This is a genomic window from Planococcus sp. TJ-307 (assembly GCF_058268435.1).
Window position 1 is genome coordinate 624,547 of sequence record NZ_JBZDOJ010000001.1, and the last position, 24,175, is coordinate 648,721.

Below are 24,175 nucleotides of genomic sequence, written 5' to 3' on the forward strand. Positions count from 1 at the left end.
ATCAGAAAATGTTACAATAACCACATCAGAAATGAGGGTGAATCCAAATGAAATCAATCGTTTTAGCAGAAAAGCCATCCGTAGCGCGTGATATTGCGCGCGTTCTTGGATGCGAACAAAAAGGCAACGGGTATTTAGAAGGCAAGCAGTATATCGTCACGTGGGCGCTTGGCCACTTGGTGACGCATGCACAGCCGGAACAGTACGACAACGACTTCAAGGAATGGAAAATGGACACGCTGCCGATTATTCCAAAGCCGTTCAAGCTCGTGCCAATCAAGCAATCAATGAAACAATTTAATGCCGTCAAGTCGCTGTTGCAGCGCGGCGATGTCAACGAAGTGATCATCGCGACAGACGCTGGACGCGAAGGCGAACTGGTAGCGCGCTGGATCCTGGAAAAAACGAATACACGCAAGCCTGTAAAGCGGCTGTGGATTTCATCGGTTACCGACAAAGCGATCAAAGACGGCTTCCAAAACCTGAAAGACGGCCGCGCTTACGAGAATTTATATGAAGCAGCTGTGGCGCGTGCAGAAGCAGATTGGGTTGTCGGCATAAATGCAACGCGGGCATTGACCGTTAAATACAATGCGCAATTGTCGACTGGCCGTGTGCAGACGCCGACACTGGCAATGATTGCCGAACGCGAACAACAAATCCGCAATTTCCAGCCGAAGCCGTACTACGGCATGCAGGCAATTACAGACAAAGCTGCTTTCACTTGGACAGACGGCAATTCGACGCAATCCTTCGACAAGGAAAAAGTCGACAACCTTTTTACCAAACTCCAAAATACGCATGAAGGTACGGTAACGGACATCAAAATTACGCCGAAACGGCAGCCGGCACCGCCTTTATTCGACTTGACCGAACTGCAAAAAGAAGCCTACAAGCGTTATAGCTGGTCGGCGAAAGAAACGCTCAACACACTGCAGAACTTGTACGAACGCTATAAAATTGTGACGTATCCGCGTACCGATTCGAAGCATTTGACGAGCGACATGCGCGATACCTTGAAAGACCGCGTCAAAGCTGTCCAGATGGGACCTTACCGCAGCCTGGCCGCGATGATTCTGAAAAATCCCGTGGCACCGCAAAAAGGCGTGATCGATGACGCCAAAGTTTCCGATCACCACGCCATCATTCCGACGGAAGAAACGCCGCCGCTGCACGACTTGTCTGACAAAGAAATCAAATTGTACGATATGATCGTCAGGCGGTTTCTTGCGGTATTTTATCCGCAGTATGAATACGACCAGACGACTGTCAAATTGACAGCCGGCGGGGAAACATTCCAGGCAAAAGGCAATACAATCCGCAACGAAGGCTGGAAACGGATTTACAAAGATGACGACGACGACAACGATACGACGCTGGCGCCGTTTGAAAATGGGCAAAAGTTAACGATCAAAGGCATCGCGCTGACGGATGGCAAAACCAAGCCGCCTGCTTTTTTCAACGAAGGAACGCTGCTGGGTGCCATGGAAAATCCGGCGCAGTTCATGAGCGGCGAATCCAAAGAACTGATCCAGACACTCGGTGAGACGGGCGGGCTCGGAACTGTTGCGACCCGTGCGGACGTTATCGACAAATTGTTCAATACGTTCCTGATAGAGAAAAAAGGCAAGGACTTGACGATTACCTCAAAAGGCCGCCAGCTGCTGGAGCTTGTTCCAGAAGACTTGAAGTCGCCGAAGCTGACAGCTGACTGGGAACAGCAATTAACCAAAATTGCCAAAGGTCAATTGAAAAAAGAAGAATTCATAAAAGAAATGATCGCCTTCGCCGAAAAATCGGTGTCGGACATCAAAAAGAGCGACAAGAAATTCAAGCATGATAACATTACTGGCAAAATGTGCCCGGATTGCGGCAAACCGCTTCTTGAAGTCAACGGCAAACGCGGCAAGATGAACGTCTGTCAGGACCGCGACTGCGGTTACAAAAAGCAGGTGGCGATGCAGACCAACGCACGCTGTCCGAACTGCCACAAAAAGCTGGAGATGCAAGGCGAGGGAGACGGCAAGATTTTCGTCTGCAAATGCGGACATCGTGAAAAGCTGTCGGCCTTTGAAAAACGCAAAAAATCCGGCCAGTCCAAAGCTAACAAAAAAGACGTCAATAAATACTTGAATCAGCAAGACGAAGCGCCGCAAAATACCGCAATGGCTGATGCACTGAAAAAGTTATTGGGCCAAAGCGAATAGGGTGGTATGCTGTGGGGAAAGAACTTCGAAGCAAGGAGAATTCGCCATGGCTAAGAAAATTGCAAAGACCAATGCAGCACGCATGCTCGACAAAGAGAACGTTCCTTATGAACTGCTCCATTACAGCACAGAAGACGGCAAAGTGGATGGCGTTTCCGTTGCAGCGAAAATTGGATTTTCTGCCGAACTTGTCTACAAAACACTAGTGGCAATCGGTGCGTCGAAGCAAGCTTATGTTTTCGTCATTCCGGTGGCAGAAGAGTTGGATCTAAAAAAAGCAGCGAAAGCGGCAGGCGAAAAGAAAATCGAAATGGCGCCGGTCAAGGATATTTTATCATTGACCGGATACATCCGAGGAGGCTGTTCGCCTGTCGGAATGAAAAAACCGTTTCCGACTTTTGTTTCGGCTGAAGCGGAGCAATTGCCTGAACTGATTGTTTCTGCCGGCAAAATCGGCATGCAGCTGAAACTGGCTCCAGATAAGCTGGCCGCTGTAACAAATGGCCAATTTGCTGAATTGACGGCACCGAGTCAATAAGGCTTCCATCCATTCACATTGAATGGATGGATTTTTCATATCACAATAGAAGAAAGAAGGATTTGGATGAAGCGTTCGTTGTTTTATCGCTGGTTATTTTTTATTGTCGGATTGGTTGTTCTGGCTCTCGGGTTTACGATGACTATCAAAGGGAGCAAACTCGGCATTGGTCCATGGGATGTGCTGCATGTCGGACTGTATTTGAACTTCGGTTTGACGATCGGTACTTGGTCTGTCATTGCCGGGTTTGCGCTGATTGCGATCACTGCCATCTTCACCCGTAAAGTACCACAGGTCGGCACTTTTTTGAATATGCTGCTGGTCGGCATCTTTATTGATATTTTTAATTTCCTTATACCAGATATTCAAACGCTGGTTGGACAAATCTTGATTTTATCGGCTGGTATTGTGGTTTCGGGCTATGGTGTTGGCCTTTATGTATCGCCGAAAATTGGTGCGGGGCCACGGGATAGCCTGATGATGCTGCTGGTCAACAAAACAGGGCTCAGCATCAGTGTCGTCCGCGCAAGCATCGAAGTGGGCGTGGCTTTGCTCGGCTGGCTGCTCGGAGGACCTGTTGGCGTCGGAACCATCGCTGTTGCTTTGTTGACTGGCAGAATTGTGCAAGTTTCCTTGCCGCAATTTGAAAACTTGCTGGTGACGCTGATCGGCAAAAAAGAAGAAGTTCCACCGATTCTCAAAATTTAATAGCTCAGCTTCAATTGGAAATTGTTTTTCTACTATCTAGTTGAAGCGATCGCTTAAAGCCCGAAATATGTGGATTCACAACTCAATCGCTTATAGTTGAAACCTCGATTCTGATATGATATAAATAAAGCCGAGTAACTCTATTGGTTTTATTGAATATGAATGAAAAGGGGATTTTTTATGGGACGAGAGTTCGTAGAAATATTTGATGAATGGGTTCATACGTATGACGATTCAGTCAGTGGAAAAGACGCGGAATACAGAGATGTATTCGTAAAATATGATGAGATTCTTCAGGCAGTGGCCGATGAAGCAATTGGACCGGTTGTGGAGTTTGGTGTGGGAACCGGCAATTTGACCGAAAAACTTTTGGCTAGAGGGCTTGAAGTGGTTGGCGTTGAGCCAAATGAAGCCATGCGGAAAGTAACGGCAGAAAAGATAGCGGACTTGACGCTCGTTGATGGTGATTTTTTGGAATTTCAAGCAGGCATCCAACCGAAAAGCTTTGTCAGCTCATATGCGTTCCATCACTTGACGGACGCCGAAAAAGCACAAGCTTTCCAAATATACGCAGAGCAATTGTCGGCAGGCGGCAAAGTGGTTTTTGCAGATACTTTATTTGCTTCAGAAAGTGCTAAAAAGGAAATCATTGCATTTGAGCAAACAAGAGGTCATGCTAATCTAGTAGAGGACTTGAATCGTGAATATTACACAACGGTTCCTGTCATGGAAAAGCTGGCCATGGATGCAGGATTTGCGATAGAATTGTCGAAGATGAACAATTACGTATTTCTGATCAACGCAACTAAAAAATGAGGAGCGATTTGGATGAAAAAAATGAATGTTGAAAGCTTTAACTTGGATCACACAAAAGTAGTGGCACCGTATGTGCGTTTAGCAGGGGAAAAAACCGGAGCTAAAGGCGATACGATCCGCAAATACGATATTCGTTTCAAGCAGCCCAACAAAGAACATATGGATATGCCGGGGCTTCATTCGCTTGAGCACATGATGGCCGAGCATAGCCGCAACCACTCAGAGGACATTGTCGACATTGGGCCGATGGGCTGTCAAACAGGCTTCTACTTGTCTGTCATCAACCACGACGATTATGAGGACGTTCTTCGCATTTTGGAAAACACATTGGAAGACGTCATCGAAGCAGATGAAGTACCAGCTTGCAACGAAGTGCAATGTGGTTGGGCTGCTAGCCATAGCCTAGAAGGCGCAAAAGAATTAGCGCGTGAAATGCTGGCGAAAAAAGACCAATGGCGCCAAGTCTTCGCAGATGAAGCGATCTAAGGAGAATATCGATGAAGTATGCTACTGAAATTCAGCAGTTGATCGGCAATACGCCGCTGTTGGAATTAACACACAGCGAAATTCCAAACGGCTGCCGTATTTTTGCCAAGCTTGAGTATTTTAATCCGGGCGGCAGCGTTAAAGACCGTTTAGGCGTTTCACTGATAGAAGATGCAGAACAGCGCGGGTTGCTCCAACCGGGCGGGACGATGATTGAGCCGACAGCCGGCAATACCGGCATCGGGCTTGCCATCGCCGCAATCGGCAAAGGCTACCACGTGAAATTTGTCGTGCCGGAAAAATTCAGCCAGGAAAAACAAGGGTTGATGCGTGCACTGGGAGCGGAAGTTATCAATACGCCGACCGAAAAAGGCATCAAAGGCGCCATTGCCAAAGCCAAAGAAATGGTGGAAGCAGAAGGGGCATTTTCTCCTTCTCAATTTTCCAATCCCGCTAATCCGGAGACTTACGTCCGCACATTGGGGCCGGAAGTTTGGGAAGCGCTGGAAGGCAATATTGATGTCTTTATTGCAGGAGCCGGATCTGGCGGCACTTTTATGGGCACCTCACGTTACTTAAAATCCCGTAATGAAGCCATTAAAACAGTCATCGTGGAACCGGAAGGATCAATTTTAAACGGTGGGCCATCAGGGCCGCATTTGACAGAAGGCATCGGCATGGAGTTTTTGCCAGATTATATGGAAGAACGTTATTTTGAAGCCATTCATACCATTCTGGATAAAGAAGCATTTATGGCGGTTCGCGAGTTGGCAAAAAACGAAGGTTTATTAGTCGGAAGTTCTTCTGGCGCGGCTTTTGTGGCGGCTCTGCGGGAAGCACAAGTTGCAAAACCGGGCAGCCATATCGTCACTGTATTCGCTGATTCAAGCGAACGTTATATGAGCCAAAATATTTATGGCAGAAGTTTTGAGGAGGATCAGCAATGAAACCGAAAACAAGATTAATCCACGGCGGCATCGTTGGAGATGAAGCAACAGGCGCCGTATCCACACCAATTTATCAGGTCAGTACGTACAAGCAGGAAGCGGTCGGCAAGTTTAAAGGCTATGAATATTCACGGACGGGCAATCCAACCCGCCACGCACTCGAGGAATTGATTGCGGATGTAGAATTCGGCCATGCCGGCTTTGCATTTGGATCAGGAATGGCTGCCATTTCATCAGTAATGATGATGTTTTCAGCGGGAGACCATGTGGTTCTGACAGACGATGTCTACGGAGGAACTTACCGTGTGATCAACAAAGTGTTGAACCGTTTTGGTTTGGAATTCACATTTGTCGATACAGGGAATTTAGCGGAAGTGGAAGCGGCAGTCAAAGAAAACACGAAAGCCATTTTCATTGAAACGCCTACCAATCCGCTGTTAAAAGTAACGGATATCGAAGCAGTCGCAGCCTTTGCGAAATCGAAAGGCTTGCTGACAATTGTCGATAACACGTTTATGACACCTTATTTGCAGAACCCGATTGCATTGGGTGCTGATATTGTGCTGCACAGTGCGACAAAATACATCGGCGGACACAGTGATGTTGTCGCTGGACTGGTCGTTGTGAATTCAGCAGAATTAGCCGAACAAGTCCATTTTGTTCAAAATTCAATCGGTGCTATTTTGGGGCCGCAAGATTCATGGCTATTGATTCGCGGGCTGAAAACTTTAGGGTTGCGCATGGAAGAAGCCAACTCCAATGCACAGAAAATTGCTGAGTTTCTGGAAGCGCATGAAGCGGTTGGCAAGGTGATTTATCCGGGACTAGCAAGCCATCCGGGACGTGAATTAATGCAGAAGCAGGCAACTGGCTTTGGCGGCATGATTTCATTTGATGTAGGCAGCAAGGAAAAAGCTGGCGAACTATTGGCCAAGCTGAAATACTTCACGTTAGCTGAGAGCTTGGGCGCTGTTGAAAGTCTGATTTCCGTGCCGGCACAAATGACACACGCCTCGATTCCAATCGAACGCCGCGGTGAGCTTGGCATTGTCGAAGGGCTTGTCCGGATATCTGTCGGAATCGAAGATGTTGAAGATTTGATCAAAGATCTGGAAAATGCGTTAAAATAAGTGACTAACCGCCTATTCTAGGCGGTTTTTTCTTTTTCTCCATTCCTTTCCCAAACCTTTTTGACTATGAGTCAGCCGGAAATATACCGCTTACCGCCTGTAATTTCGTGACTCGAAATATATCTTCTTCCCTATTCTTCAGACTATTCAGTCATGGTAAGATTTCCAAAGAAACAATATTCTGACAGTTCGGAAGGGGATGCAATATGAAGAACAGCAAATGGGTGTCGATTTTATCGGCTAGTGCGTTAACTTTGTCTTTACTCGCACCAGCAGCAGCAGCGGCACCAATCGAGGCAACGCCAACAGCGAATGACTGGAACAGTGAACGATACGGGGATCGGATCGATATCGATCAAAGCTTAAATGATTTGACGCAAGATCCAAACTTCCAAAAAGAAGCGGATAAAAAGATTAAAGCGCAAGCTGATGAAGTGGCTAACGGAACGACTGATGCACAAGCCGACGATCCATTTACATACGATGGCGGCACTAAAATGTTCTTGGACCGCAATTTAGCTTTTAAAGAATTTACACTGCGCAGTGTCGGAGAGAATGTCGAAATCTGGGTAGCCAAAGACTTGGCATATGGGCCGGATAATCCGAAACCAGCTGATGTGGTGACACAGGCGCAAGTAGACAAATTAAAGGCTGAATTCGATAGCAATATTTATCCAGTTGCGACGGATTTCTTTGGAACACCAGACGTACTGGATGGCACCGGTTCGCCGCTTCCTGAAATGGTCGGCCTTCCTGAAGGCTATTACGAAGGATCCGATAAAGTTATCATGCTAGTCGATAATGTGCAGGATGAAGGTTGGAACAACCCAAGCTATCCGTTCTTTGTAGCTGGCTTTTTCTGGCAGACACTTGAAAATTACACAGACCGCAACATCATCACAATTGATACAAATACATGGGAAACACGTCTTGAAGACACGTTTTTTGCCACGACAATCCATGAATTGCAGCATTTGATCCAAGCCGATAACGACGGTTCTGAAGAAACCTGGTTGAATGAAGGGATGTCCACATTCTCTGAATACCTGGGTGGTTATGGCCATGGTGAAGGATCCATCAACTTCTATTTGGATCATCCGGAAAACTCTCTTGTCAACTGGGATGAGCATGGAACTGCAGCAACGGGACCTGAAACAATTGCGGACTATGGCCAGGTCTACTTGTTCACTTTGTATATGTATGACAAGTTTGGACAGGAATTTATCCGTGAGCTAGCGACAGATGGCGACACTCAAGGGATGGCGAGCGTCAACAAAGTGTTGCAGGACTACGGAACCAATAAAACGTTCACGGAAGTTTATCAAAACTTCATGACGGCTCTGACTCTGGATAACTCAAAAGTCAGCAGCGATTACAATATCGACAGCATCGACCTGCGCAGTTTGCCAGTTGGCACTGCCGGCGAAGTAAGAGGCAAAACAGTAGACTTTGAAAAGGCGAAGACTTTTGAAAAAGAAGGCGTTCCAGCATGGGGAGGAGACTTTAAAGAGTTTAACTTTGGAAAAGATGTTCGCGGTTTGGAATTTGACGGCGTTGATTTCCTTCCACTGCAATGGGAGACTGCTGCAAATCCATTGGATGCTTCTGAACAAGTATTGCACGCAAACAACGGAGACGAAGCAGACCAGGCATTAATCTTTGGAGCAACGGTTCCAACGGATAACCCAGTGCTTGCGTTTGACCATTATTACGATATCGAAGAAGGCTGGGATTATGCTGTAGTTCAGGTTTCTACTGACAATGGCGAAACATGGACTTCTCTCGAAAATGAAAACACGCGCAATGATGTTGTTGAAGAAGGTCACCCAACAATCAAAGAAAACGTACCAGGTTTCACAGGCCATAAACTGGATTGGACTACTGAAACATTCGATCTTTCAGCGTATGCTGGGCAGGATGTATTGGTATCATTCCGGAACTTGACCGACTGGGGCTATAACGATACAGGATGGTTCATCAAGAACGTTCAATTGGGTGATTTCTCAGCCGCTGGAACATCAACGGATGGTTTCCAGTCATTGGGCCAATTGAAAGGCGACTATGTCAACTTCACCACAACCTTTATCCAAACGATGAAAAATGGCAAGGAACGGGTCTTCCACGTGGATCCATATAATGTAACGGAAAAACAGGCCTTGGACCTTAAGCAAGTTCTTCGTGAGGGCAATGTTAAGATGATCACTTCTTATGCTGCAGAAGAAGGACAAAAAGAAGCGAAAGAATTTACGTACGAAGTGATTTACAAGAAAGACAAGCCGAGCAAAGAAAAAGGCAATAACAAAGGCAAAGGCAAAGGCAAAGGTAAAAAATAAACCAAAAGCGGACCTCGGTCCGCTTTTTCTTTTGGAAAAAATGGCTGTATGTTAAGATGATTAGAGAATTTCGTTTTGAAAGGAAGAGGACATTGTCAAAAAAACTAGATGCATTTTTAGATGAGAACTTAACAGAACTAAAAGAACAAGGTCTTTACAATGAAATTGATCCAGTTGAAGGACCAAATGGCGCAATCATTAAAGTTCGCGGCAAAGAGTTGATTAATTTATCTTCAAACAACTACTTGGGTCTAGCAACCAATGAAGATTTAAAGCAAGTGGCAAAAGATGCCATCGATAAATATGGAGTTGGTGCAGGTGCGGTCCGGACAATCAACGGTACGCTTGATTTGCACGTGAAGTTGGAAGAAAAATTGGCGGAGTTTAAAGGCACAGAAGCAGCGATTTCATACCAATCCGGATTCAACTGTAACATGGCGGCCATTTCAGCTGTCATGGACAAGAACGATGCCATTCTATCCGACCAATTAAACCACGCATCCATCATTGATGGCTGCCGTTTATCAAAAGCGAAAATTATCGCGTTCAAGCATTCTGATATGGAAGATTTGCGCTTGAAAGCAAAAGAAGCGACAGAATCAGGCCTTTACAAGAAAGTCATGGTCATCACAGACGGTGTCTTTTCGATGGATGGCGATATTGCCAAGCTTCCAGAAATCGTAGAAATTGCCAAAGAGTTCGACTTGATTACGTATGTGGATGATGCACACGGATCAGGTGTTACTGGAAAAGGGAAAGGCACCGTGAAGCATTTCGGCCTTGAAAAAGAGATCGACATGCAAATGGGAACTTTGTCTAAAGCAGTCGGTGTTGTCGGCGGTTATGTAGCCGGCAAGAAAAATCTTATCGATTGGCTGAAAGTTCGTTCGCGTCCTTTCTTATTCTCAACAGCGGTAACTCCGGGAGATGTTGCAGCCATCACAGCAGCGGTTCAAATGATCATCGATTCTACAGAACTCCACGATAAGCTGTGGGACAACGGCGATTACTTGAAAAAAGGCTTGGATGCATTAGGCTTCGATATCGGCCATTCAGAAACGCCAATCACGCCTTGCATCATCGGCGACGAAAAGCTGACGCAGGAATTTTCGAAGCGCTTGTTCGAAGAAGGCGTCTATGCCAAATCAATCGTCTTCCCAACTGTTCCAAAAGGCACTGGACGCGTCCGCAACATGCCAACAGCTGCCCACACGAAAGAAATGCTCGATGAAGCCATTGCGACGTACGAAAAAGTCGGCAAAGAATTAGGCGTCATCAATTAATAGACAAAAAACACGCCAGGCGCATATGCCCGGCGTGTTTTTATTTCCAAATATAACCTATACATACCAATTTGGGCAATATACTTTCCAAACTCCGTCAAATACTGTCCAAAACGACAGGAATACTTTCCACAGCCATTCCTTGCGCTTCAAAATAAATCACGGCAAACATTTTCGCCGTCACCAGCATCGCGGTTTCATTAAAATCGAAGTTTTCATGATGATGTGGATAAACGTCACCACTGTTTTCCATTTTCGCGCCGACAAAAAAGTAAGCACCGGGTTTTGCCTGTGTAAAATAAGTGAAATCCTCAACCGGCATGACCGGATCGATCTCCACAACATCTTCTTTACCCAGCAAGCCGCGTCCTGCACTGCGGATCAGATTTGCTTCAGCCGGATGGTTCCAGAGCGCATCATAGCCGTTTTCGATGAACACCTCAGCCGTGGCACCCATCGCGATGGCGACATTCTCTACAATCGTCCGCAGACGCTGGCTGGCCAGTTTGCGAAGTTCGGGATCAAACACGCGGATTGTGCCTTCAAGCACAGCTTTTCCGGGAATAACGTTGTCGGCGTCGCCCGCATGGAACTTGCCGATTGAGACGACCAATTCTTTTAACGGATCGGCATTGCGGCTGACAATCGATTGCAGCGCGATCATGATATGGGAGGCAGCCAAAATCGGATCGACGCCGTTATGCGGCTCTGCGCCGTGAGCTCCGGAGCCGTGAACGACAATTTTAACGGTATCTTCGGAAGCTTGCAAAAAACCATCACGCAAATAAATGCGGCCGCTGTCCAATTTACTTTGCAGATGCGCACCGTACACAGCATCGACACCATCCAGGCAACCGTCCTCAATCATGGCACGTGCACCGCCGGGAGACACTTCTTCCCCGAATTGATGGATGAACACAACAGTGCCTGGCAATTCGTCCTGAATAGCCATCATAGCTTTCGCAAAGCCCAGCAACGCAGCAGTATGGCCATCATGTCCACAAGCGTGCATAACACCAGGAACAGTGGATTTATAAGGGACATCTTTTTGATCATGAATTGGCAGAGCATCAAAATCCGCACGGAACGCGATTGTCTTGCCGGGCTTGCCGCCGCGGATCTTCCCGACGATACCGCGTCCGCCAACTCCTCGTCGAACGTCCACGCCCATTTCTTCCAGTCGATCTGCAATAAAATTTGGAGTGGCCACTTCTTGATGCGACAGCTCGGGATGCATATGCAAATGTCTTCTTGTGTTCACCATTTCTCCGTACAGCGATTCAATGTGCTGGGTTATTGTCATCTCTTAAAACTCCTTTGGCTATAAAATATGATATCAATCATTCTTAAATTTCACTATAGTAGAAGTATACAGGAAGTTAAATCCATTGGAGGCTGTCAAATGAAAATCACAAAAGCGTCATTGCATGCAGTCAGGTTCCCTCTTAAAGAGCCATTCATTATATCTTATGCAACTTACCCGGATATGCCGGCATTAATTGTTGTGCTGGAAACGGATTCGGGCTTAATCGGCTACGGGGAAGCGGTACCGGATGAACATGTGACAGGAGAATATTTTGCATCAGCATTTGAAATACTGAAGGAATTGTTCTTGCCCGCCGTGATTGGAATGAGTCCCTTTGACATTGAAGCCATCCATTCAAACATGCAGGGCTTGATGTCAGGCAACTCAGCTGCTAAAGCCGCTGTAGATATTGCCTGCTATGATTTGATGGGCAAGGCAGTAGGGCAGCCGGTTTACAACTTGATTGGAGGACAAGCGACAGCGCATTTGGATTACCCGAGAGTCCTCAGCATCGAAGCGCCTGACATCATGGCGGCGAAAGCAAAAAAAGCAGTTGAAATGGGCTATGCTTCTTTAAAGCTGAAAGTAGGCAAAGGGCAAGCGCAGGAAGATGTGGACCGGATTTTAGCGGTTCGCGAAGCGGTTGGCAGAGATATGCCAATACGTGTGGATGTCAACCAAGGATGGAAAACCCCAGGCATTGCCGTAGCGGCGATTAAACAACTCGAAGGGGCGAACATTGCCTGGATCGAGCAGCCGATTCGGATGGGGGATATCCGTGGACTGGCGGAGGTCCGTGCAAAAACAGCTGTTCCCATAATGGCTGATGAAAGCATCCAATCGATGGACGACTTGCTGGAAATCATCCGGCTGCAGGCGGCCGATGTTATTAACATTAAGCTAATGAAATGCGCCGGTATTTTCCACGCCACACAAATGGCCAAAGCTGCTGAGGCAGCAGGCATTCAGTGCCAAGTCGGCTCCATGGTGGAATCATCCATCGGTTCAGCTGCAGGCTACCATGTAGCGATGTCACGCATCAATATCGAAAGCACAGAATTAACCGGTCCGCTGCTTTTCAGCGAAGAAATTGGTGACTTAAACTATCAACATCCTTATGTATTGTTGTCTGGCAAACCGGGCCTTGGTGTAGAAGTGGATCAAGCGCAACTGGAAAAGTTGACCGTTCAACAGTGGAGCAGTCAACTATAATAATAAAAAACTCGCGGACCCCATGGGCCGCGAGTTTTTTATATGATATCTGTTTTTTGAATCAAATTCAAGAAACGTTGTGTTCGTTCTTCTTTCGGGTGATTGAAAATGTCTTCCGGTTTGCCGCGTTCGATAATGCGTCCTTCGTCCATAAACAGCACTTCGTCTGCCACGCCTTTGGCAAAACGCATTTCATGGGTCACCACAACCATCGTCATGCCTTCGGCAGCCAAGTCTTTCATAACCTGCAGCACTTCGCCAACCAACTCAGGATCGAGCGCAGACGTCGGTTCATCGAACAGCATAACTTTCGGTTCCAGTGCCAGCGCACGGGCAATGCCAACGCGCTGCTGCTGGCCGCCGCTCAGCTGAAATGGGTACTCATTGATTTTTTCGCCGAGTCCGACTTTCGTCAGCAACTGCTCAGCTTTTTTTCTGGCCAGCTTTTTATCTTGTTTTTGGACTGTGATGGGACCTTCCATGACGTTTTCAAGCGCCGTCATGTGAGGAAACAAGTTGTAATGTTGAAAAACCATTGCCGACTGTTTACGAAAAGCCATAATCTGTTTTTTCGACAACGATTTAGAAAAGTCGACCGTTTGTTCATCAATCGTCACGGATCCGGAAGTTGGTGTTTCCAGTGTATTGAGGCAGCGCAAGAATGTCGTCTTGCCAGAACCGGAGGGTCCGATCACGACAATAGCCTGACCTTTTTGGACGTCTGCATCAATGCCTTTCAACACTTCAAGATCTCCGAACTTCTTATGCAAATTTTTGATTGAAATCATATTGGACTCCTTACTGCAATCAGTGAACTGCTTTTATTATCTGGAAACATAGCGGTCAAAACGATTTTCGAGTCTTCCTTGCACGAGTGACAAGGCAAAGCAGATGATCCAGTAAAGCAAGGCCGCTTGTCCGTATAACAGCAGGAACTCATAGTTGGTCGCGGCGATTTGCTGGGCGACTCTAAACATCTCCGTCACTAGGATAAGAGAAGCGAGTGATGTATCTTTGATCAAGCTAATAAATGTATTCGAAAGAGGGGGCAAGGAAACACGCGATGCCTGGGGCAAAATAACGCGCCGCAGCGATTGCGTGTAAGACATTCCGATTGTATCTGCAGCTTCCCATTGTCCTTTTGGAATCGACAGAATGGCTGCTCGAATTACCTCAGAAGCATAGGCACCGACATTTAGTGAAAAGCCGATAACTGCCGCCGGAAATGGATCGATTGTAATGCCGAGCGTCGGTAATCCATAAAATAGGATGAACAATTGAACCAGTAACGGTGTGCCCCGGATAATAGAAACGTAAATCCGAGCAATGATTTGGAAAATTTTCACGGTTGAAATTCGCGCCAAAGCTGTTAGGACTGCTAAGATCAACCCAAAAATAAAGGAAATGATCGAAAGAGGCAACGTAAATTGAATCGTTGCCTCGATTAATGGAAGAAATGAGGATTGCGCAATATCCACAAGCCGTTCCATTCTGACCGGATCCGAAAAAATGCTATTCAAGTACATTTTCACCAAACCATTTATCTGAAATTTCATCGTATGTGCCGTCTTCAATCATGTCAGCCAAAGCTTGGTTGACTTCATCTACGATTGCACCGCTGTCTTGTCTGAACAACAATCCGCTTTGTGCAGCATCTTCAGACTCGTCAACAACTTTTACTTGCGCATCCGGACGCTGATTCAAGAAATCCAAAACGGTTAAATTATCGTTTACTGTTGCATCAACGCGTCCAGAATTTAATAATTCAATGGCCTGGTTAAATCCTTCAACGCCTTCAAGTTCTGCACCAAATGATGTTGCTGTTTCAGCGTAGTTGCTTGTCAAAGATTGTGCAGATAGTTTGCCTTCCAAGTCGTCAAAGCTTTGAATTTCAGTGTCGTCTTCTGCAACTACTAATACGGCAGTAGAAGTGATGTATGGATCTGAAAACTCATAGCTTTCTTCGCGCTCCGGGTTGATCCCAACCTGGTTGGCTACCATATCAAAACGGGAAGCATCCAAACCTGCAAACATTGCGTCCCATTGTGTTTCAAGAAATTCAGCTTCCACGCCCAAGCGATCTGCTACTTCACGTGCGATTTCAACATCAAACCCAGTTAGTTCACCGGTCTCATCGTGGAACGTGAAAGGAGGGTAAGTTCCTTCTGTACCAATCACCAATGTTCCTTCTTCTTGAACTTTAGCAAGTAGATCGTCTGCCGCTTCGCCGTTTTCCGCTGCATCATCCGTCGTTGGATCTTCTTCAGTGGATCCGCCGCCGCAAGCCGCCAATACCAACATTGCCATCAATAATAAAAATGCCAAACTAAATTTCTTCATAAAAATTTCTCCTCTATTCTTTTATAATTTGAGTTCCGTGATTCCGTGATGAATGTTTATAATCCTTTAAGTTCCTTCCATCCATAATGAATGCAAAAAGTAAAACCAGTTTGACCAACTGGAATAGTAGGTTTAAGAATAAAAAAAGGAATGTTTATATTCAAACTAACAGAATCCTGAAGCTGATTTATTATAGCATGCCTTTACAGCAGTCTCAAATGAAGTGAACGCAAAAAAAAATCCACTTTATTGACGGGTCTTCAAAACGTCATTCCGCCGGCACTTAAAGCTTTTGGAGATATGGACTGCCAAGCTTTGATGTTCTTAATCCCAAAAAAATGTTTGTGTTTTTAAAGAGAACATCTTATAATAACTTAATAATAAAGCTTAAAATAACAAGGTTTATAAGGATTATTTTGTGTTTTTAAGCAGGACAATCGTTTTATCGAAAAGGAGTGTTGAAAATGGAGCGAATTATGATTACAGGTGCTTTGGGACAAATCGGGTCGGAGCTTGTCGGAAAAATGCGCAGCATTTATGGCCACAACAATGTATTGGCGACTGATATCCGCCAAACTGCTGACCAATCAGGTCCTTTTGAAATTTTGGATGTCACAGATGCACAAAGAATGCACGATTTGGCGAAAGATTTTGGAGCGGATACGATGGTCCACATGGCGGCTTTGTTGTCAGCGACTGCTGAAGAAAAACCGCTGCTTGCCTGGAACTTAAACATGGGCGGCCTTGTAAATGCGCTCGAAGCATCTCGTGAGCTTGGCATGCAATTTTTCACACCTAGTTCCATTGGAGCTTTCGGTCCATCGACACCTAAAAACAATACACCACAGGATACGCTGCAGCGCCCGACTACCATGTATGGCGTCAATAAAGTTGCTGGTGAATTATTATGTGACTATTACCACACGAGATTTGGCGTGGATACGCGCGGCGTCCGTTTTCCAGGATTGGTTTCAAATGTGGCACAGCCTGGCGGGGGAACAACCGATTACGCAGTGGATATTTATTACAAAGCAATCGAGCAAGGCAGTTACACGTCCTACATTGCCGAAGGCACCTATATGGATATGATGTATATGCCGGATGCACTGCAGGCCATTGTTGACTTGATGGAAGCAGATCCTGCGAAATTGGTTCATCGAAATGCATTTAATGTGACCGCCATGAGCTTTGAGCCGGAACAAATTGCTGCATCGATCCGTAAGCACATTCCTGAGTTTAAGATGTCTTATGCAGTTGATCCAATCCGCCAGGAAATTGCAGACAGCTGGCCGGATAGTATTGATGCATCTGCGGCCAAATCCGAATGGGGCTTTAAAGCTTCTTACGATTTGGATGCGATGACTTTCGATATGCTGGAAAAACTAAAAAAAAAGCTTCAGCTCGTTTAAGTGAATCTCGTTGAATTGATGAAAATTATAAAAACGCCATCCGCAGCATGCGGATGGCGTTTTTAGGTTTGATTAGAATAACAAATGCGCGACACCGACGATAATCGGCAAAGCGATTACTGTACGAAGCAGGAAGATGATGATCAGGTCAAAGATGTTGACGGGTATCTTAGAGCCGAGCAACAATCCACCGACTTCAGACATGTAAATTAATTGCGTTACTGACATAGTAGCGACAACAAAACGCGTCATCTCGGACTCAATGCTTGCTCCCAAAATAGCAGGCAAGAACATATCAGCGAATCCAACAACCATTAATTGCGCGGCTTCAGCTGCTTCTGGAACACCAAGCAATCTCAAATACGGTTCGAATGGCAATCCGAGTACTGTAAATACGGACGTGTACTCAGCCAAGATTAAAGCAACTGTACCGAACGCCATAACGACGGGTGCAACACCGATCCACATATCCAGCACATTTTTAAAGCCGTCTTTAAAAAACTTGCTGACGGAGCGGTTATCTTCTGCCTTCGTTAACGCATTTTCGATGCCGTGAGAAGCGACACTGTAACCTTCTGGAACATCTTCTGTCTGAGATTCCTGTGGAGAACCATCCATGAAAGTGGTTGGTTTTTTTGACAGGGGATAAATGCGCGGCATGATGAGCGCAAGAATAATACCTGCAAGGATTACAGTTCCATAGTAAGGCAAGAAGTAGTTGCCAAGACCGATTTCCTGAATGACAACAATAGCGAAAGTAATCGAAACTACTGAGAAAGTGGTTCCAATGATAGCTGCTTCACGCTGTGTGTATTTGTTTGCTTCGTATTGTTTGCTTGTCAATAAAACGCCAATTGTGCCATCTCCAACCCATGATGCCAAAGCGTCGATCGACGAGCGGCCAGGTAAACGGAAAAGCGGACGCATGATTTTCACCATCATCGTACCAAAAAATTCCAATAAACCGAAATTCATCAAAAGTGGAAGGAAAAGTCCGGCAAACAAGAAGATAGTAAAAAGGAAAGACAGCAAGCCATCTCCTGCAAGCAGAAGGCCACCCGTGTTTTCGTTCCAAACGGGTTCAGGTCCAACTTGGAACAGGACCATAACTGCAAAAACTGCGCCAAGAATCCGAACGATCGTCCAGAAAAGATTGACGTTGAAAAGCTTGTCGATAAACGAAACATCTTCTGTTTCATTAACTTTTTTCGTAATAAAGAGCAATGAACCCAAAGCGGCTACAATCAAGATGCCCATCATAATCCACGGTACGATGGATTCAATGGATCCAGCCATGAAGTTGGCAAGAACTGCTATGGTTACCATCCAGCCATCTTCAGTTGGAATTGGCACCAGGAAAAGCAGGATTCCGAGTAAAGAAGGAATCAGAAACAGTAGCCAGGTTGAAGCAGAAAACTTTTTCACAAATAACTCCCCCTTTTTCTAAGTGCATAAATACGCATGTTAATGACTGTTTATGTATTCGTTTCTTTATGAAAACGCTTTACAGCCAATGTTTATATTATCTGAAAACGTTCATAAAAAATACCCCCAACTGAGAAAAAGTTGAGGGATCGCTCATTTAAAAGGATTTTTCGAAATCTTCATCCCATCGATAATTATAAAATCGTTCTTTTGTCAGCCAGTTTTCTGTCTCGGGATCGCCTTGCTCGAGCTTGTGTTCCATTTCTTCAAGCATCCAGGCAGTTTGAGAGATGTGGGCTTTCATGGAATTCATTTTTTGATCGCGGACTTCACGGATATCGTAGACGACATCAGGTTGTCCGAGCACTTCCATAGTATTGTTCGCAAAAGCAACGCAATGCAGTGTTGGGCGATCTTTCATTCGGCGAACCGCACGGACAACCGCTCTGGCAGTTGCTTCATGGTCCGGATGGACAGCAAAGTCTGGATAGAAAGTGATGATTTTCGAAGGATTCAGCTCTTCAATTAAATCAGTCATCAATCCGACCATTTTCTCGTCGTCTTCAAATTCAATGGTTTTATCACGCAGCCCCATCATCCGAAGATCGGTCAGTCCCATTGCATCTGCAGAAGCCTGAAGCTCTTTTTTGCGGATGACCGGAAGTGATTCTCTCGTCGCAAACGGAGGATTGCCCAAGTTACGGCCCATTTCGCCGAGTGTCAGGCAGGCGTATGTAACCGGAGTGCCTTGTTTGATATGTGTCGTAATCGTTCCTGAAACTCCGAACGCTTCATCATCCGGGTGTGGGAAGACGACCAGCACATGGCGTTCTTGTGAAATTGTCATTGTGAGTGCCTCCCTTAATAACTGAACGGTGTTTCGCTGATTTGCAGCGCTACCGCCAATTTTCCAGAGCCATCGTGTCCTGCCAAAAGCAAGCGGCCCTGATCATCCAATTCGTAATGGGTTATGCCTTGCGCATAGACCCAGCCATGCGGCAATTTCAGTCCAACGCGATGCGGGCTGTCGCCGACTACTTTACCAAGTTCATAATTAATGACAACGTTGCGGATAAATGCACCGGCGTTGAAAAAGCCTTCGTTAAAATGCGTCGCATACGAGCCGTTTGTCGTTTCCAAATGAAGGTAGACATCTCTGCCTGCGAATGCATCCAACTCAACCTGCAGTTTTTTTACTTCAACTAGTTCCATGATGTGCCTCCTATACAATCGGTATTCTAACAGTATAGGGAATTACGGCAGATAATGCGATTAGGATGCTTATAAGGGAAAGAACCATTCTAAGAGCTCGGTCAAATTTAATGAAGAATGGTAACTTTTTCGATAACAAGTTAAGTCGAGCTAATAAACATCATGTTTTAATCCGTCCAGCCTGGCTTATCAATGTCTTTAACTGGTTTGCTTTTTATTTTTAAGAAACAAAAACAGAATTATGAGAGCTAAGCCAATGTAAAGCGTGGAGGAACTGGCAATCAATTGCTGCGTAACCGTTACATCCATAAACTGCATGACGAAATCGGGTCCAAATAATAGGAGCGGCAAAACAATCGTAATCCAGGATTTGCTCCACAGGGCTCCAGCAATAAAAGTAGCGACTCCTGCAGCTGCAATCATCCACATGATTTCTCGCGAAGGGATGTAGAGTGGATCGAGTATAAAAATGTCAAAAAACAGCACGGCAACGAGAGAAATTATAGTAATTGCTTGGACTGACATGAAGATGAACATCGCTTTTTTAGTTGACCATGTACGTACACTCATTTTACGTAAAAAGTAAATATAAGCAGCGAGACTAAGTAGGGCAATCAGCGGATAAGCAATGAGCGTCAAAAGAGAAAAACTTAAATCTCCACGTATAGCTGATCCCGTGAGAAAATAAGCGATAAGCAGCAGGATTAGCATGGGAGCTGCTTTAAGAATACCGAAAACATCAGTCTTCATTTCACTACTAATATTCTTCAAATACGTTTCGGGTGATCCTCCTGTGACACTGTCAACGGTTTTCCCACGACTTTCGGCATCTTCTAGGTGGCCCTTCAACTCTTCGGAAATATCACGGATTTCTTTGTCATTTTTCCCTGAGGTCATTAAATACAACTTTAAGTTGGCAATAAATTCTTCGCTTTCTCTCGATAACATCATTATTTTTCCTCCTTTACAAGTCGATTGACTGAATCGGACAAATTATTCCAGCGCATTTTAAACTCTTCATACTCTTCCTGCCCGGCATCAGTAAGCGTATAGTATTTTCGTTTTGGGCCACTTGGAGACTCTTTCATAACGGATTGCACAAAACCTTCTTTTTGCATGCGCATCAAAACAGGATAGATGCTGCCTTCGCTGATCATTTGAAATCCATAGGCCTCTAATTTTTCAATCATTTCATAGCCATACGTTTCACCTTTTTCAATAATGCCTAAAAGACATCCTTCAAGTATCCCTTTAAGCATTTGGCTTGAAGACATCGCTTCATCTCCTTTGATAAGTAAGTTAATGATTTAACTAGGTTGTAATGCAATATAGCATGGAAGAATATGGAGTGTCAACTATGTTGTTAAACAAGTTAGTTAAAAAAGATTTCGTGCAGCAAAAAAACTGTCGCTGAAAGTCATTTTCATGACTTTCAGCGACAGCCTGTTCGGATCCATTTTATAATTCAGTTACTTCAACTTCGGATTTTGTAAATTTCGATGCAGCACCGTGCATAACGGGGCCGACATATTCATTCAGCTTCCAGCCGTGCTGGATGGCTGTTGCGACAAAAACTTTGGCATTCAAGACTGCGTCTTTGACCGATTGGCCATTTGCCAAGTTGGCCGTGATTGCTGCTGCGAATGTGCAGCCAGCACCGTGGTTGTAAGTAGTGTCTGTTTTTTCAGATGTCAGCAGATAATGTGTTTTGCCATCAAACAGTAAATCGGCCGCTTTTTCATGTTTTAACTGCTTGCCGCCTTTGATGACTACATACTCAGCGCCGTGCGCGTAGATTTTTTCAGCTGCTCTTTGCATATCTTCCACAGTCTGCAAAGTACCTTGTCCTGATAATTGACCTGCTTCTACCAAGTTTGGTGTCACAACTTTGGCGTTTGGCAATAAATACTGGATCATGGCATCCACGTTTTCAGGGAATAGGACTTCGTCTTCACCTTTGCACGCCATAACCGGATCAATGACAACATCTTTGATGCCAGATTCGGCAATGGCTTTGCCGGCCATTTCGATAATATCGACAGTTGGCAGCATGCCCGTTTTCAACGCATCAACACCGGTAGAAAACGCTGTGGTTAATTGAGCATCCAGCGTATCGAGTGCAATGGGGTGAATTCCATGGCTCCAGCCATTTTCAGGATCCATAGTGACAATAACGGTCAATGCATTCATGCCGTATGTGCCGTGTTCCTGGAATGTTTTAAGGTCTGCCTGTATGCCTGCTCCGCCGGAAGTGTCAGAACCAGCGATTGTTAAGGTTTTTTTGAGTGTCATTCGAATATCTCCTTTAAGTGGATTATGTCATTGCCACCATTTTAACAAAAATTCGAGCATTTACAACGGATTGCGCTTATTTGGCGCAAGCAGCAAAACAGTTGTGGCAATGCAGATTAGCAGGAAGATGGTGGTGAAAATGCCCATCAATAGAAAGCCGCTTTTAAAAAGACCAATCGCAATAAGTAATGTTAGAATGGAAACAACTGCTACAAGTAGGCCAAGACAGCCCAATCCGGCGCGCTTTGCGCCTTCTGGTGCACTTGTGCCTTTAGTTTTTGAAACACTGGTGATTTTTTCTCGCCAATCGGCCATCCTGATCGCTCCTTTAAGCAATCGTACCATGAAGCCAGGATGAATAGAACATAGGAAAGTAGGGGTTTTCTTGGCGAAAGATCCAAAATTGACAGAAATCGAACGTTTATTGGCAGAAATGAAAGAGCAAGGGAATACGAAAGAATCCGGCTTTTGGAAAAGCACGAAATTGATGATGAGTGTATGGCGCAATTCGTTTCTGGTGCTAATCGCGGTTTTATTGCTATTAGCCGTGGCTTTGCCGCTCGGTGCATTTTGGATGATCCAAGGCAGCACCTTTACCGAAAGCAAAGGCGCTTTTTTAGAACGTGTGCAGGACTTGAATGAATTGTCGACAGCGGAAGCTTTTTCAAAAGTCATTATTGAACGCGAAGACAATGCGGTATTTGGCCAGGAAATCGGGCTTGATCTGCCGGGCACGAGACGGCAATTGCTTGTCGTGATTCCCGGATCGGTCCGCGCTGGCATCGATTTTTCCAAAGTGGGCGAGGACGACATCGTTCTTGATGAAGAAGCCCAAACAGCCACATTAACCTTGCCGCCAGCAGAATTTCTTGGAGGCCCAGAGCTTTTTATGGACCAAGTAGAAGTGTATTCATATGAAGGGCTATTCCGCAGTGGGGCTGACATTTCTGAAGCTTACGAACTGGCAGAAGAGGCGAAAAACCTGATGCTCGAAGAAACGGAGGGCCAAGGTGTGCTGCAAACTGCAGAAGACAATGCGGCTCGTTCGGTTCAAGAAATGTTCAATTTGGTTGACTATGATGTAACGGTAGAGTTTGAGGAGTGAGAGATATGAAAAAACAAATTTTTCACAATGACTGGCAGGATGTTGTAGGTGCAGAGTTCGAGAAGCCTTATTATTTAGAACTGCGTGAGTTTTTGAAAGAAGAGTATGCAACGAAAACCATTTACCCTGCCATGGAAAACATTTGGTCGGCTTTTGAACATACTGCGTACCAAGATGTCAAAGTGGTAATTCTGGGACAGGACCCTTACCACGGACCGAACCAAGCACATGGCTTAAGCTTTTCGGTCCAACCGGGAGTGCCGCATCCACCGAGCCTGCGCAATATGCTCAAAGAATTGAAGGAAGACATTGGCTGCGGGAAACCACAGGACGGCACCTTGACGAAATGGACTGACCAAGGCGTGCTGATGATGAACACCGTCCTCACCGTAAGAGCCGGTGAAGCAAATTCGCACCGCAATAAAGGATGGGAAACATTTACGGATCAAGTGATCAGTAAATTGTCTGAGCGCGAAGAGCCGATTATTTTTGTGTTGTGGGGAAAACCTGCCCAAACGAAAAAACGGCTCATCGACCTCAACAAGCACGATGTTTTAGAAGCGCCGCATCCGAGCCCGCTGAGCGCGAGCCGTGGATTTTTTGGCAGCCGGCCCTATTCAAAAGTGAACAGTCTGTTACAAAGCCGCGGCCAAGCGCCGATCGATTTCTGTTTAGACTGACCTGTGATAGAATGCCGTGGTAAACTGGAGTTAATTCGAAACGGAGAGGGGGCTGTACCATGGCCATCGATACGATGCGTATTTTAACTGAAATTGATAAACACACCATGCGTGCCCGAACCAGCGATCCTGCAAAAGTGCGTGACTCTGTCGCGGCGATCCGCGCATTATGCGATTTGCTGCTGGAGGATGATCAACCGATGATCGAGAAGCAAGCACCGCGTGCTATGCCGCTTGCTTCCCCTCAGCCGCAGGCGGTTTCTGCCGTCAACAAGCTGAAAGAAGAAGACGCAAACGGCGATTCGCTGTTTGAATTTTAAATGGAAAGAGGAAGTTGAATATGAAGTTTTTCTTGATTGCCGGAGCGGTTAACGCTCTTCTGTCTGTCGCATTTGGCGCGTTTGGTGCCCATTTGCTGGAAGGACGCGTTGCGGACAAGTATTTGGAAACATGGCAAACTGCTGTGCAATATCAAATGTTTCATGCGGTTGGCTTAATGGTCATTGCCATCCTAATGAGCTCTTCTCTTCTTGGTTCCCTTAGCTCATTAAACTGGGCAGGCTACTTAATGCTTGCTGGAATTGTCATTTTTTCAGGAAGCCTCTATGTCTTAAGCTTAACTGGAATCAGTATTCTCGGTGCCATCACGCCAATCGGCGGCGTTGCTTTTATCGCCGCTTGGGTAATGGTCATCATTGCTGCAGTAAAAGCATTGTAATAGTGGAAGAGGGCAATTCGCTTGTGCG

26 protein-coding genes are annotated in these 24,175 nt (G+C 45.6%); 15 read left to right on the forward strand and 11 right to left on the reverse strand.

All coding sequences use genetic code 11. The features are described 5' to 3' along the window. Positions 1-47: 47 nt before the first annotated feature. The 9 genes from AC4EHK_RS03060 to AC4EHK_RS03100 all read left to right on the forward strand — a co-directional run bounded on the left by AC4EHK_RS03060 (position 48) and on the right by AC4EHK_RS03100 (position 10,448). Positions 48-2,207 carry a DNA topoisomerase III gene (locus AC4EHK_RS03060; RefSeq protein WP_490977328.1) on the forward strand — a complete coding sequence of 720 codons (2,160 nt, stop codon included), beginning with the start codon at positions 48-50 and terminating at the stop codon, positions 2,205-2,207. Positions 2,208-2,253: 46 nt separating this feature from the next. Further along, positions 2,254-2,745: a Cys-tRNA(Pro) deacylase gene (gene ybaK, locus AC4EHK_RS03065; RefSeq protein ID WP_490977329.1), complete on the forward strand. Its 492-nt coding sequence runs from the start codon at positions 2,254-2,256 to the stop codon at positions 2,743-2,745. 66 nt (positions 2,746-2,811) lie between these two features. Then, on the forward strand, positions 2,812-3,453 hold the full coding sequence (locus AC4EHK_RS03070; RefSeq protein WP_490977330.1) for a YczE/YyaS/YitT family protein: 642 nt from the start codon (positions 2,812-2,814) through the stop codon (positions 3,451-3,453). Positions 3,454-3,633: 180 nt separating this feature from the next. After that, positions 3,634-4,269, forward strand: a complete 636-nt coding sequence (locus AC4EHK_RS03075; protein WP_490977331.1) for a class I SAM-dependent DNA methyltransferase — start codon at positions 3,634-3,636, stop codon at positions 4,267-4,269. 12 nt (positions 4,270-4,281) lie between these two features. After that, the gene (locus AC4EHK_RS03080) at positions 4,282-4,755 is read left to right on the forward strand and encodes an S-ribosylhomocysteine lyase (RefSeq protein WP_490977332.1); all 474 of its coding nucleotides are present in this window, start codon (positions 4,282-4,284) and stop codon (positions 4,753-4,755) included. Positions 4,756-4,766: 11 nt separating this feature from the next. Then, entirely contained in the window at positions 4,767-5,702 is a 936-nt protein-coding gene (locus AC4EHK_RS03085) for a PLP-dependent cysteine synthase family protein (protein WP_490977333.1), read from the forward strand. Beyond that, on the forward strand, positions 5,699-6,832 hold the full coding sequence (locus AC4EHK_RS03090) for a bifunctional cystathionine gamma-lyase/homocysteine desulfhydrase (RefSeq protein WP_490977334.1): 1,134 nt from the start codon (positions 5,699-5,701) through the stop codon (positions 6,830-6,832). The genes AC4EHK_RS03085 and AC4EHK_RS03090 overlap by 4 nt, the downstream gene beginning before the upstream one ends. A 206-nt stretch (positions 6,833-7,038) precedes the next feature. Then, on the forward strand, positions 7,039-9,165 hold the full coding sequence (locus tag AC4EHK_RS03095) for a peptidase M6 (protein ID WP_490977335.1): 2,127 nt from the start codon (positions 7,039-7,041) through the stop codon (positions 9,163-9,165). A gap of 92 nt (positions 9,166-9,257) precedes the next feature. Beyond that, a complete protein-coding gene (locus AC4EHK_RS03100) occupies positions 9,258-10,448 on the forward strand; it encodes a glycine C-acetyltransferase (protein WP_490977336.1) in 1,191 nt (396 codons plus the stop codon). A gap of 97 nt (positions 10,449-10,545) precedes the next feature. Here AC4EHK_RS03100 and AC4EHK_RS03105 read toward each other — a convergent pair whose 3' ends face one another. Beyond that, a complete protein-coding gene (locus tag AC4EHK_RS03105) occupies positions 10,546-11,751 on the reverse strand; it encodes a M20 metallopeptidase family protein (RefSeq protein WP_490977337.1) in 1,206 nt (401 codons plus the stop codon). A 99-nt stretch (positions 11,752-11,850) separates the two neighbouring features. Between AC4EHK_RS03105 and AC4EHK_RS03110 the strand changes: the two genes are divergently transcribed. Then, positions 11,851-12,966, forward strand: coding sequence for a mandelate racemase/muconate lactonizing enzyme family protein (locus AC4EHK_RS03110; protein ID WP_490977338.1), 1,116 nt, complete (start codon positions 11,851-11,853; stop codon positions 12,964-12,966). A 38-nt stretch (positions 12,967-13,004) separates the two neighbouring features. On the opposite strand, the gene AC4EHK_RS03115 is transcribed toward AC4EHK_RS03110, so the two are convergent. Genes AC4EHK_RS03115 through AC4EHK_RS03125 form a run of 3 tightly spaced genes read right to left on the reverse strand, consistent with a single transcriptional unit; the run spans position 13,005 to position 15,306 of the window. Further along, entirely contained in the window at positions 13,005-13,754 is a 750-nt protein-coding gene (locus AC4EHK_RS03115) for an amino acid ABC transporter ATP-binding protein (RefSeq protein WP_142827075.1), read from the reverse strand. 36 nt (positions 13,755-13,790) lie between these two features. Then, positions 13,791-14,492 (reverse strand): amino acid ABC transporter permease, encoded by a 702-nt coding sequence (locus AC4EHK_RS03120; RefSeq protein ID WP_490977916.1) that lies wholly within the window; start codon positions 14,490-14,492, stop codon positions 13,791-13,793. Further along, positions 14,479-15,306: an amino acid ABC transporter substrate-binding protein gene (locus AC4EHK_RS03125; protein WP_490977339.1), complete on the reverse strand. Its 828-nt coding sequence runs from the start codon at positions 15,304-15,306 to the stop codon at positions 14,479-14,481. The genes AC4EHK_RS03120 and AC4EHK_RS03125 overlap by 14 nt, the downstream gene beginning before the upstream one ends. A gap of 464 nt (positions 15,307-15,770) precedes the next feature. On the opposite strand from AC4EHK_RS03125, the gene AC4EHK_RS03130 reads away from it, so the two are divergent. Beyond that, positions 15,771-16,715: an L-threonine 3-dehydrogenase gene (locus tag AC4EHK_RS03130; RefSeq protein WP_490977340.1), complete on the forward strand. Its 945-nt coding sequence runs from the start codon at positions 15,771-15,773 to the stop codon at positions 16,713-16,715. A gap of 72 nt (positions 16,716-16,787) precedes the next feature. Here AC4EHK_RS03130 and AC4EHK_RS03135 read toward each other — a convergent pair whose 3' ends face one another. The 7 genes from AC4EHK_RS03135 to AC4EHK_RS03165 all read right to left on the reverse strand — a co-directional run bounded on the left by AC4EHK_RS03135 (position 16,788) and on the right by AC4EHK_RS03165 (position 21,959). Next, on the reverse strand, positions 16,788-18,140 hold the full coding sequence (locus AC4EHK_RS03135; protein ID WP_490977341.1) for a YjiH family protein: 1,353 nt from the start codon (positions 18,138-18,140) through the stop codon (positions 16,788-16,790). Between the two features lie 157 nt (positions 18,141-18,297). Further along, positions 18,298-18,987: a bacillithiol biosynthesis deacetylase BshB2 gene (bshB2, locus tag AC4EHK_RS03140; RefSeq protein ID WP_490977342.1), complete on the reverse strand. Its 690-nt coding sequence runs from the start codon at positions 18,985-18,987 to the stop codon at positions 18,298-18,300. A 14-nt stretch (positions 18,988-19,001) separates the two neighbouring features. Further along, complete coding sequence (locus AC4EHK_RS03145; RefSeq protein WP_490977343.1) at positions 19,002-19,352, reverse strand: YojF family protein; 351 nt, start codon at positions 19,350-19,352, stop codon at positions 19,002-19,004. Positions 19,353-19,550: 198 nt separating this feature from the next. Then, entirely contained in the window at positions 19,551-20,303 is a 753-nt protein-coding gene (locus AC4EHK_RS03150; protein WP_490977344.1) for an HAAS domain-containing protein, read from the reverse strand. Beyond that, positions 20,303-20,626, reverse strand: coding sequence for a PadR family transcriptional regulator (locus AC4EHK_RS03155; protein ID WP_490977345.1), 324 nt, complete (start codon positions 20,624-20,626; stop codon positions 20,303-20,305). Before AC4EHK_RS03155 ends, AC4EHK_RS03150 begins: the two co-directional genes overlap by 1 nt. Before the next feature lie 184 nt (positions 20,627-20,810). Beyond that, positions 20,811-21,644 (reverse strand): pyridoxine/pyridoxal/pyridoxamine kinase, encoded by an 834-nt coding sequence (gene pdxK, locus AC4EHK_RS03160; protein ID WP_490977346.1) that lies wholly within the window; start codon positions 21,642-21,644, stop codon positions 20,811-20,813. A 60-nt stretch (positions 21,645-21,704) separates the two neighbouring features. Further along, complete coding sequence (locus tag AC4EHK_RS03165) at positions 21,705-21,959, reverse strand: hypothetical protein (protein WP_490977347.1); 255 nt, start codon at positions 21,957-21,959, stop codon at positions 21,705-21,707. A gap of 70 nt (positions 21,960-22,029) precedes the next feature. Between AC4EHK_RS03165 and AC4EHK_RS03170 the strand changes: the two genes are divergently transcribed. From AC4EHK_RS03170 to AC4EHK_RS03185, 4 genes are read left to right on the forward strand one after another with little or no spacing between them, the layout of a single operon-like run. Beyond that, a complete protein-coding gene (locus tag AC4EHK_RS03170; protein WP_490977348.1) occupies positions 22,030-22,749 on the forward strand; it encodes a DUF4230 domain-containing protein in 720 nt (239 codons plus the stop codon). A 5-nt stretch (positions 22,750-22,754) separates the two neighbouring features. After that, positions 22,755-23,429: a uracil-DNA glycosylase gene (locus tag AC4EHK_RS03175; protein WP_490977349.1), complete on the forward strand. Its 675-nt coding sequence runs from the start codon at positions 22,755-22,757 to the stop codon at positions 23,427-23,429. Positions 23,430-23,488: 59 nt separating this feature from the next. Further along, positions 23,489-23,749 (forward strand): YwdI family protein, encoded by a 261-nt coding sequence (locus AC4EHK_RS03180; RefSeq protein ID WP_490977350.1) that lies wholly within the window; start codon positions 23,489-23,491, stop codon positions 23,747-23,749. A 20-nt stretch (positions 23,750-23,769) separates the two neighbouring features. After that, complete coding sequence (locus tag AC4EHK_RS03185) at positions 23,770-24,147, forward strand: DUF423 domain-containing protein (protein WP_490977351.1); 378 nt, start codon at positions 23,770-23,772, stop codon at positions 24,145-24,147. Positions 24,148-24,175 lie beyond the last annotated feature (28 nt).

What these genes read in the sequence shown, in the direction of transcription:
- AC4EHK_RS03155 (WP_490977345.1), bottom strand. Translation starts at nt 20,626, where the DNA reads ATGTCTTCAAGCCAAATGCTTAAAGGGATACTTGAAGGATGTCTTTTA.
- AC4EHK_RS03095 (WP_490977335.1), top strand. Translation starts at nt 7,039, where the DNA reads ATGAAGAACAGCAAATGGGTGTCGATTTTATCGGCTAGTGCGTTAACT.
- AC4EHK_RS03115 (WP_142827075.1), bottom strand. Translation starts at nt 13,754, where the DNA reads ATGATTTCAATCAAAAATTTGCATAAGAAGTTCGGAGATCTTGAAGTG.
- AC4EHK_RS03090 (WP_490977334.1), top strand. Translation starts at nt 5,699, where the DNA reads ATGAAACCGAAAACAAGATTAATCCACGGCGGCATCGTTGGAGATGAA.
- AC4EHK_RS03165 (WP_490977347.1), bottom strand. Translation starts at nt 21,959, where the DNA reads ATGGCCGATTGGCGAGAAAAAATCACCAGTGTTTCAAAAACTAAAGGC.
- AC4EHK_RS03105 (WP_490977337.1), bottom strand. Translation starts at nt 11,751, where the DNA reads ATGACAATAACCCAGCACATTGAATCGCTGTACGGAGAAATGGTGAAC.
- AC4EHK_RS03080 (WP_490977332.1), top strand. Translation starts at nt 4,282, where the DNA reads ATGAAAAAAATGAATGTTGAAAGCTTTAACTTGGATCACACAAAAGTA.
- pdxK (WP_490977346.1), bottom strand. Translation starts at nt 21,644, where the DNA reads ATGACACTCAAAAAAACCTTAACAATCGCTGGTTCTGACACTTCCGGC.
- AC4EHK_RS03120 (WP_490977916.1), bottom strand. Translation starts at nt 14,492, where the DNA reads ATGTACTTGAATAGCATTTTTTCGGATCCGGTCAGAATGGAACGGCTT.
- AC4EHK_RS03175 (WP_490977349.1), top strand. Translation starts at nt 22,755, where the DNA reads ATGAAAAAACAAATTTTTCACAATGACTGGCAGGATGTTGTAGGTGCA.
- AC4EHK_RS03110 (WP_490977338.1), top strand. Translation starts at nt 11,851, where the DNA reads ATGAAAATCACAAAAGCGTCATTGCATGCAGTCAGGTTCCCTCTTAAA.
- AC4EHK_RS03150 (WP_490977344.1), bottom strand. Translation starts at nt 20,303, where the DNA reads ATGATGTTATCGAGAGAAAGCGAAGAATTTATTGCCAACTTAAAGTTG.
- AC4EHK_RS03125 (WP_490977339.1), bottom strand. Translation starts at nt 15,306, where the DNA reads ATGAAGAAATTTAGTTTGGCATTTTTATTATTGATGGCAATGTTGGTA.
- ybaK (WP_490977329.1), top strand. Translation starts at nt 2,254, where the DNA reads ATGGCTAAGAAAATTGCAAAGACCAATGCAGCACGCATGCTCGACAAA.
- AC4EHK_RS03070 (WP_490977330.1), top strand. Translation starts at nt 2,812, where the DNA reads ATGAAGCGTTCGTTGTTTTATCGCTGGTTATTTTTTATTGTCGGATTG.
- bshB2 (WP_490977342.1), bottom strand. Translation starts at nt 18,987, where the DNA reads ATGACAATTTCACAAGAACGCCATGTGCTGGTCGTCTTCCCACACCCG.
- AC4EHK_RS03060 (WP_490977328.1), top strand. Translation starts at nt 48, where the DNA reads ATGAAATCAATCGTTTTAGCAGAAAAGCCATCCGTAGCGCGTGATATT.
- AC4EHK_RS03180 (WP_490977350.1), top strand. Translation starts at nt 23,489, where the DNA reads ATGGCCATCGATACGATGCGTATTTTAACTGAAATTGATAAACACACC.
- AC4EHK_RS03085 (WP_490977333.1), top strand. Translation starts at nt 4,767, where the DNA reads ATGAAGTATGCTACTGAAATTCAGCAGTTGATCGGCAATACGCCGCTG.
- AC4EHK_RS03130 (WP_490977340.1), top strand. Translation starts at nt 15,771, where the DNA reads ATGGAGCGAATTATGATTACAGGTGCTTTGGGACAAATCGGGTCGGAG.
- AC4EHK_RS03145 (WP_490977343.1), bottom strand. Translation starts at nt 19,352, where the DNA reads ATGGAACTAGTTGAAGTAAAAAAACTGCAGGTTGAGTTGGATGCATTC.
- AC4EHK_RS03075 (WP_490977331.1), top strand. Translation starts at nt 3,634, where the DNA reads ATGGGACGAGAGTTCGTAGAAATATTTGATGAATGGGTTCATACGTAT.
- AC4EHK_RS03185 (WP_490977351.1), top strand. Translation starts at nt 23,770, where the DNA reads ATGAAGTTTTTCTTGATTGCCGGAGCGGTTAACGCTCTTCTGTCTGTC.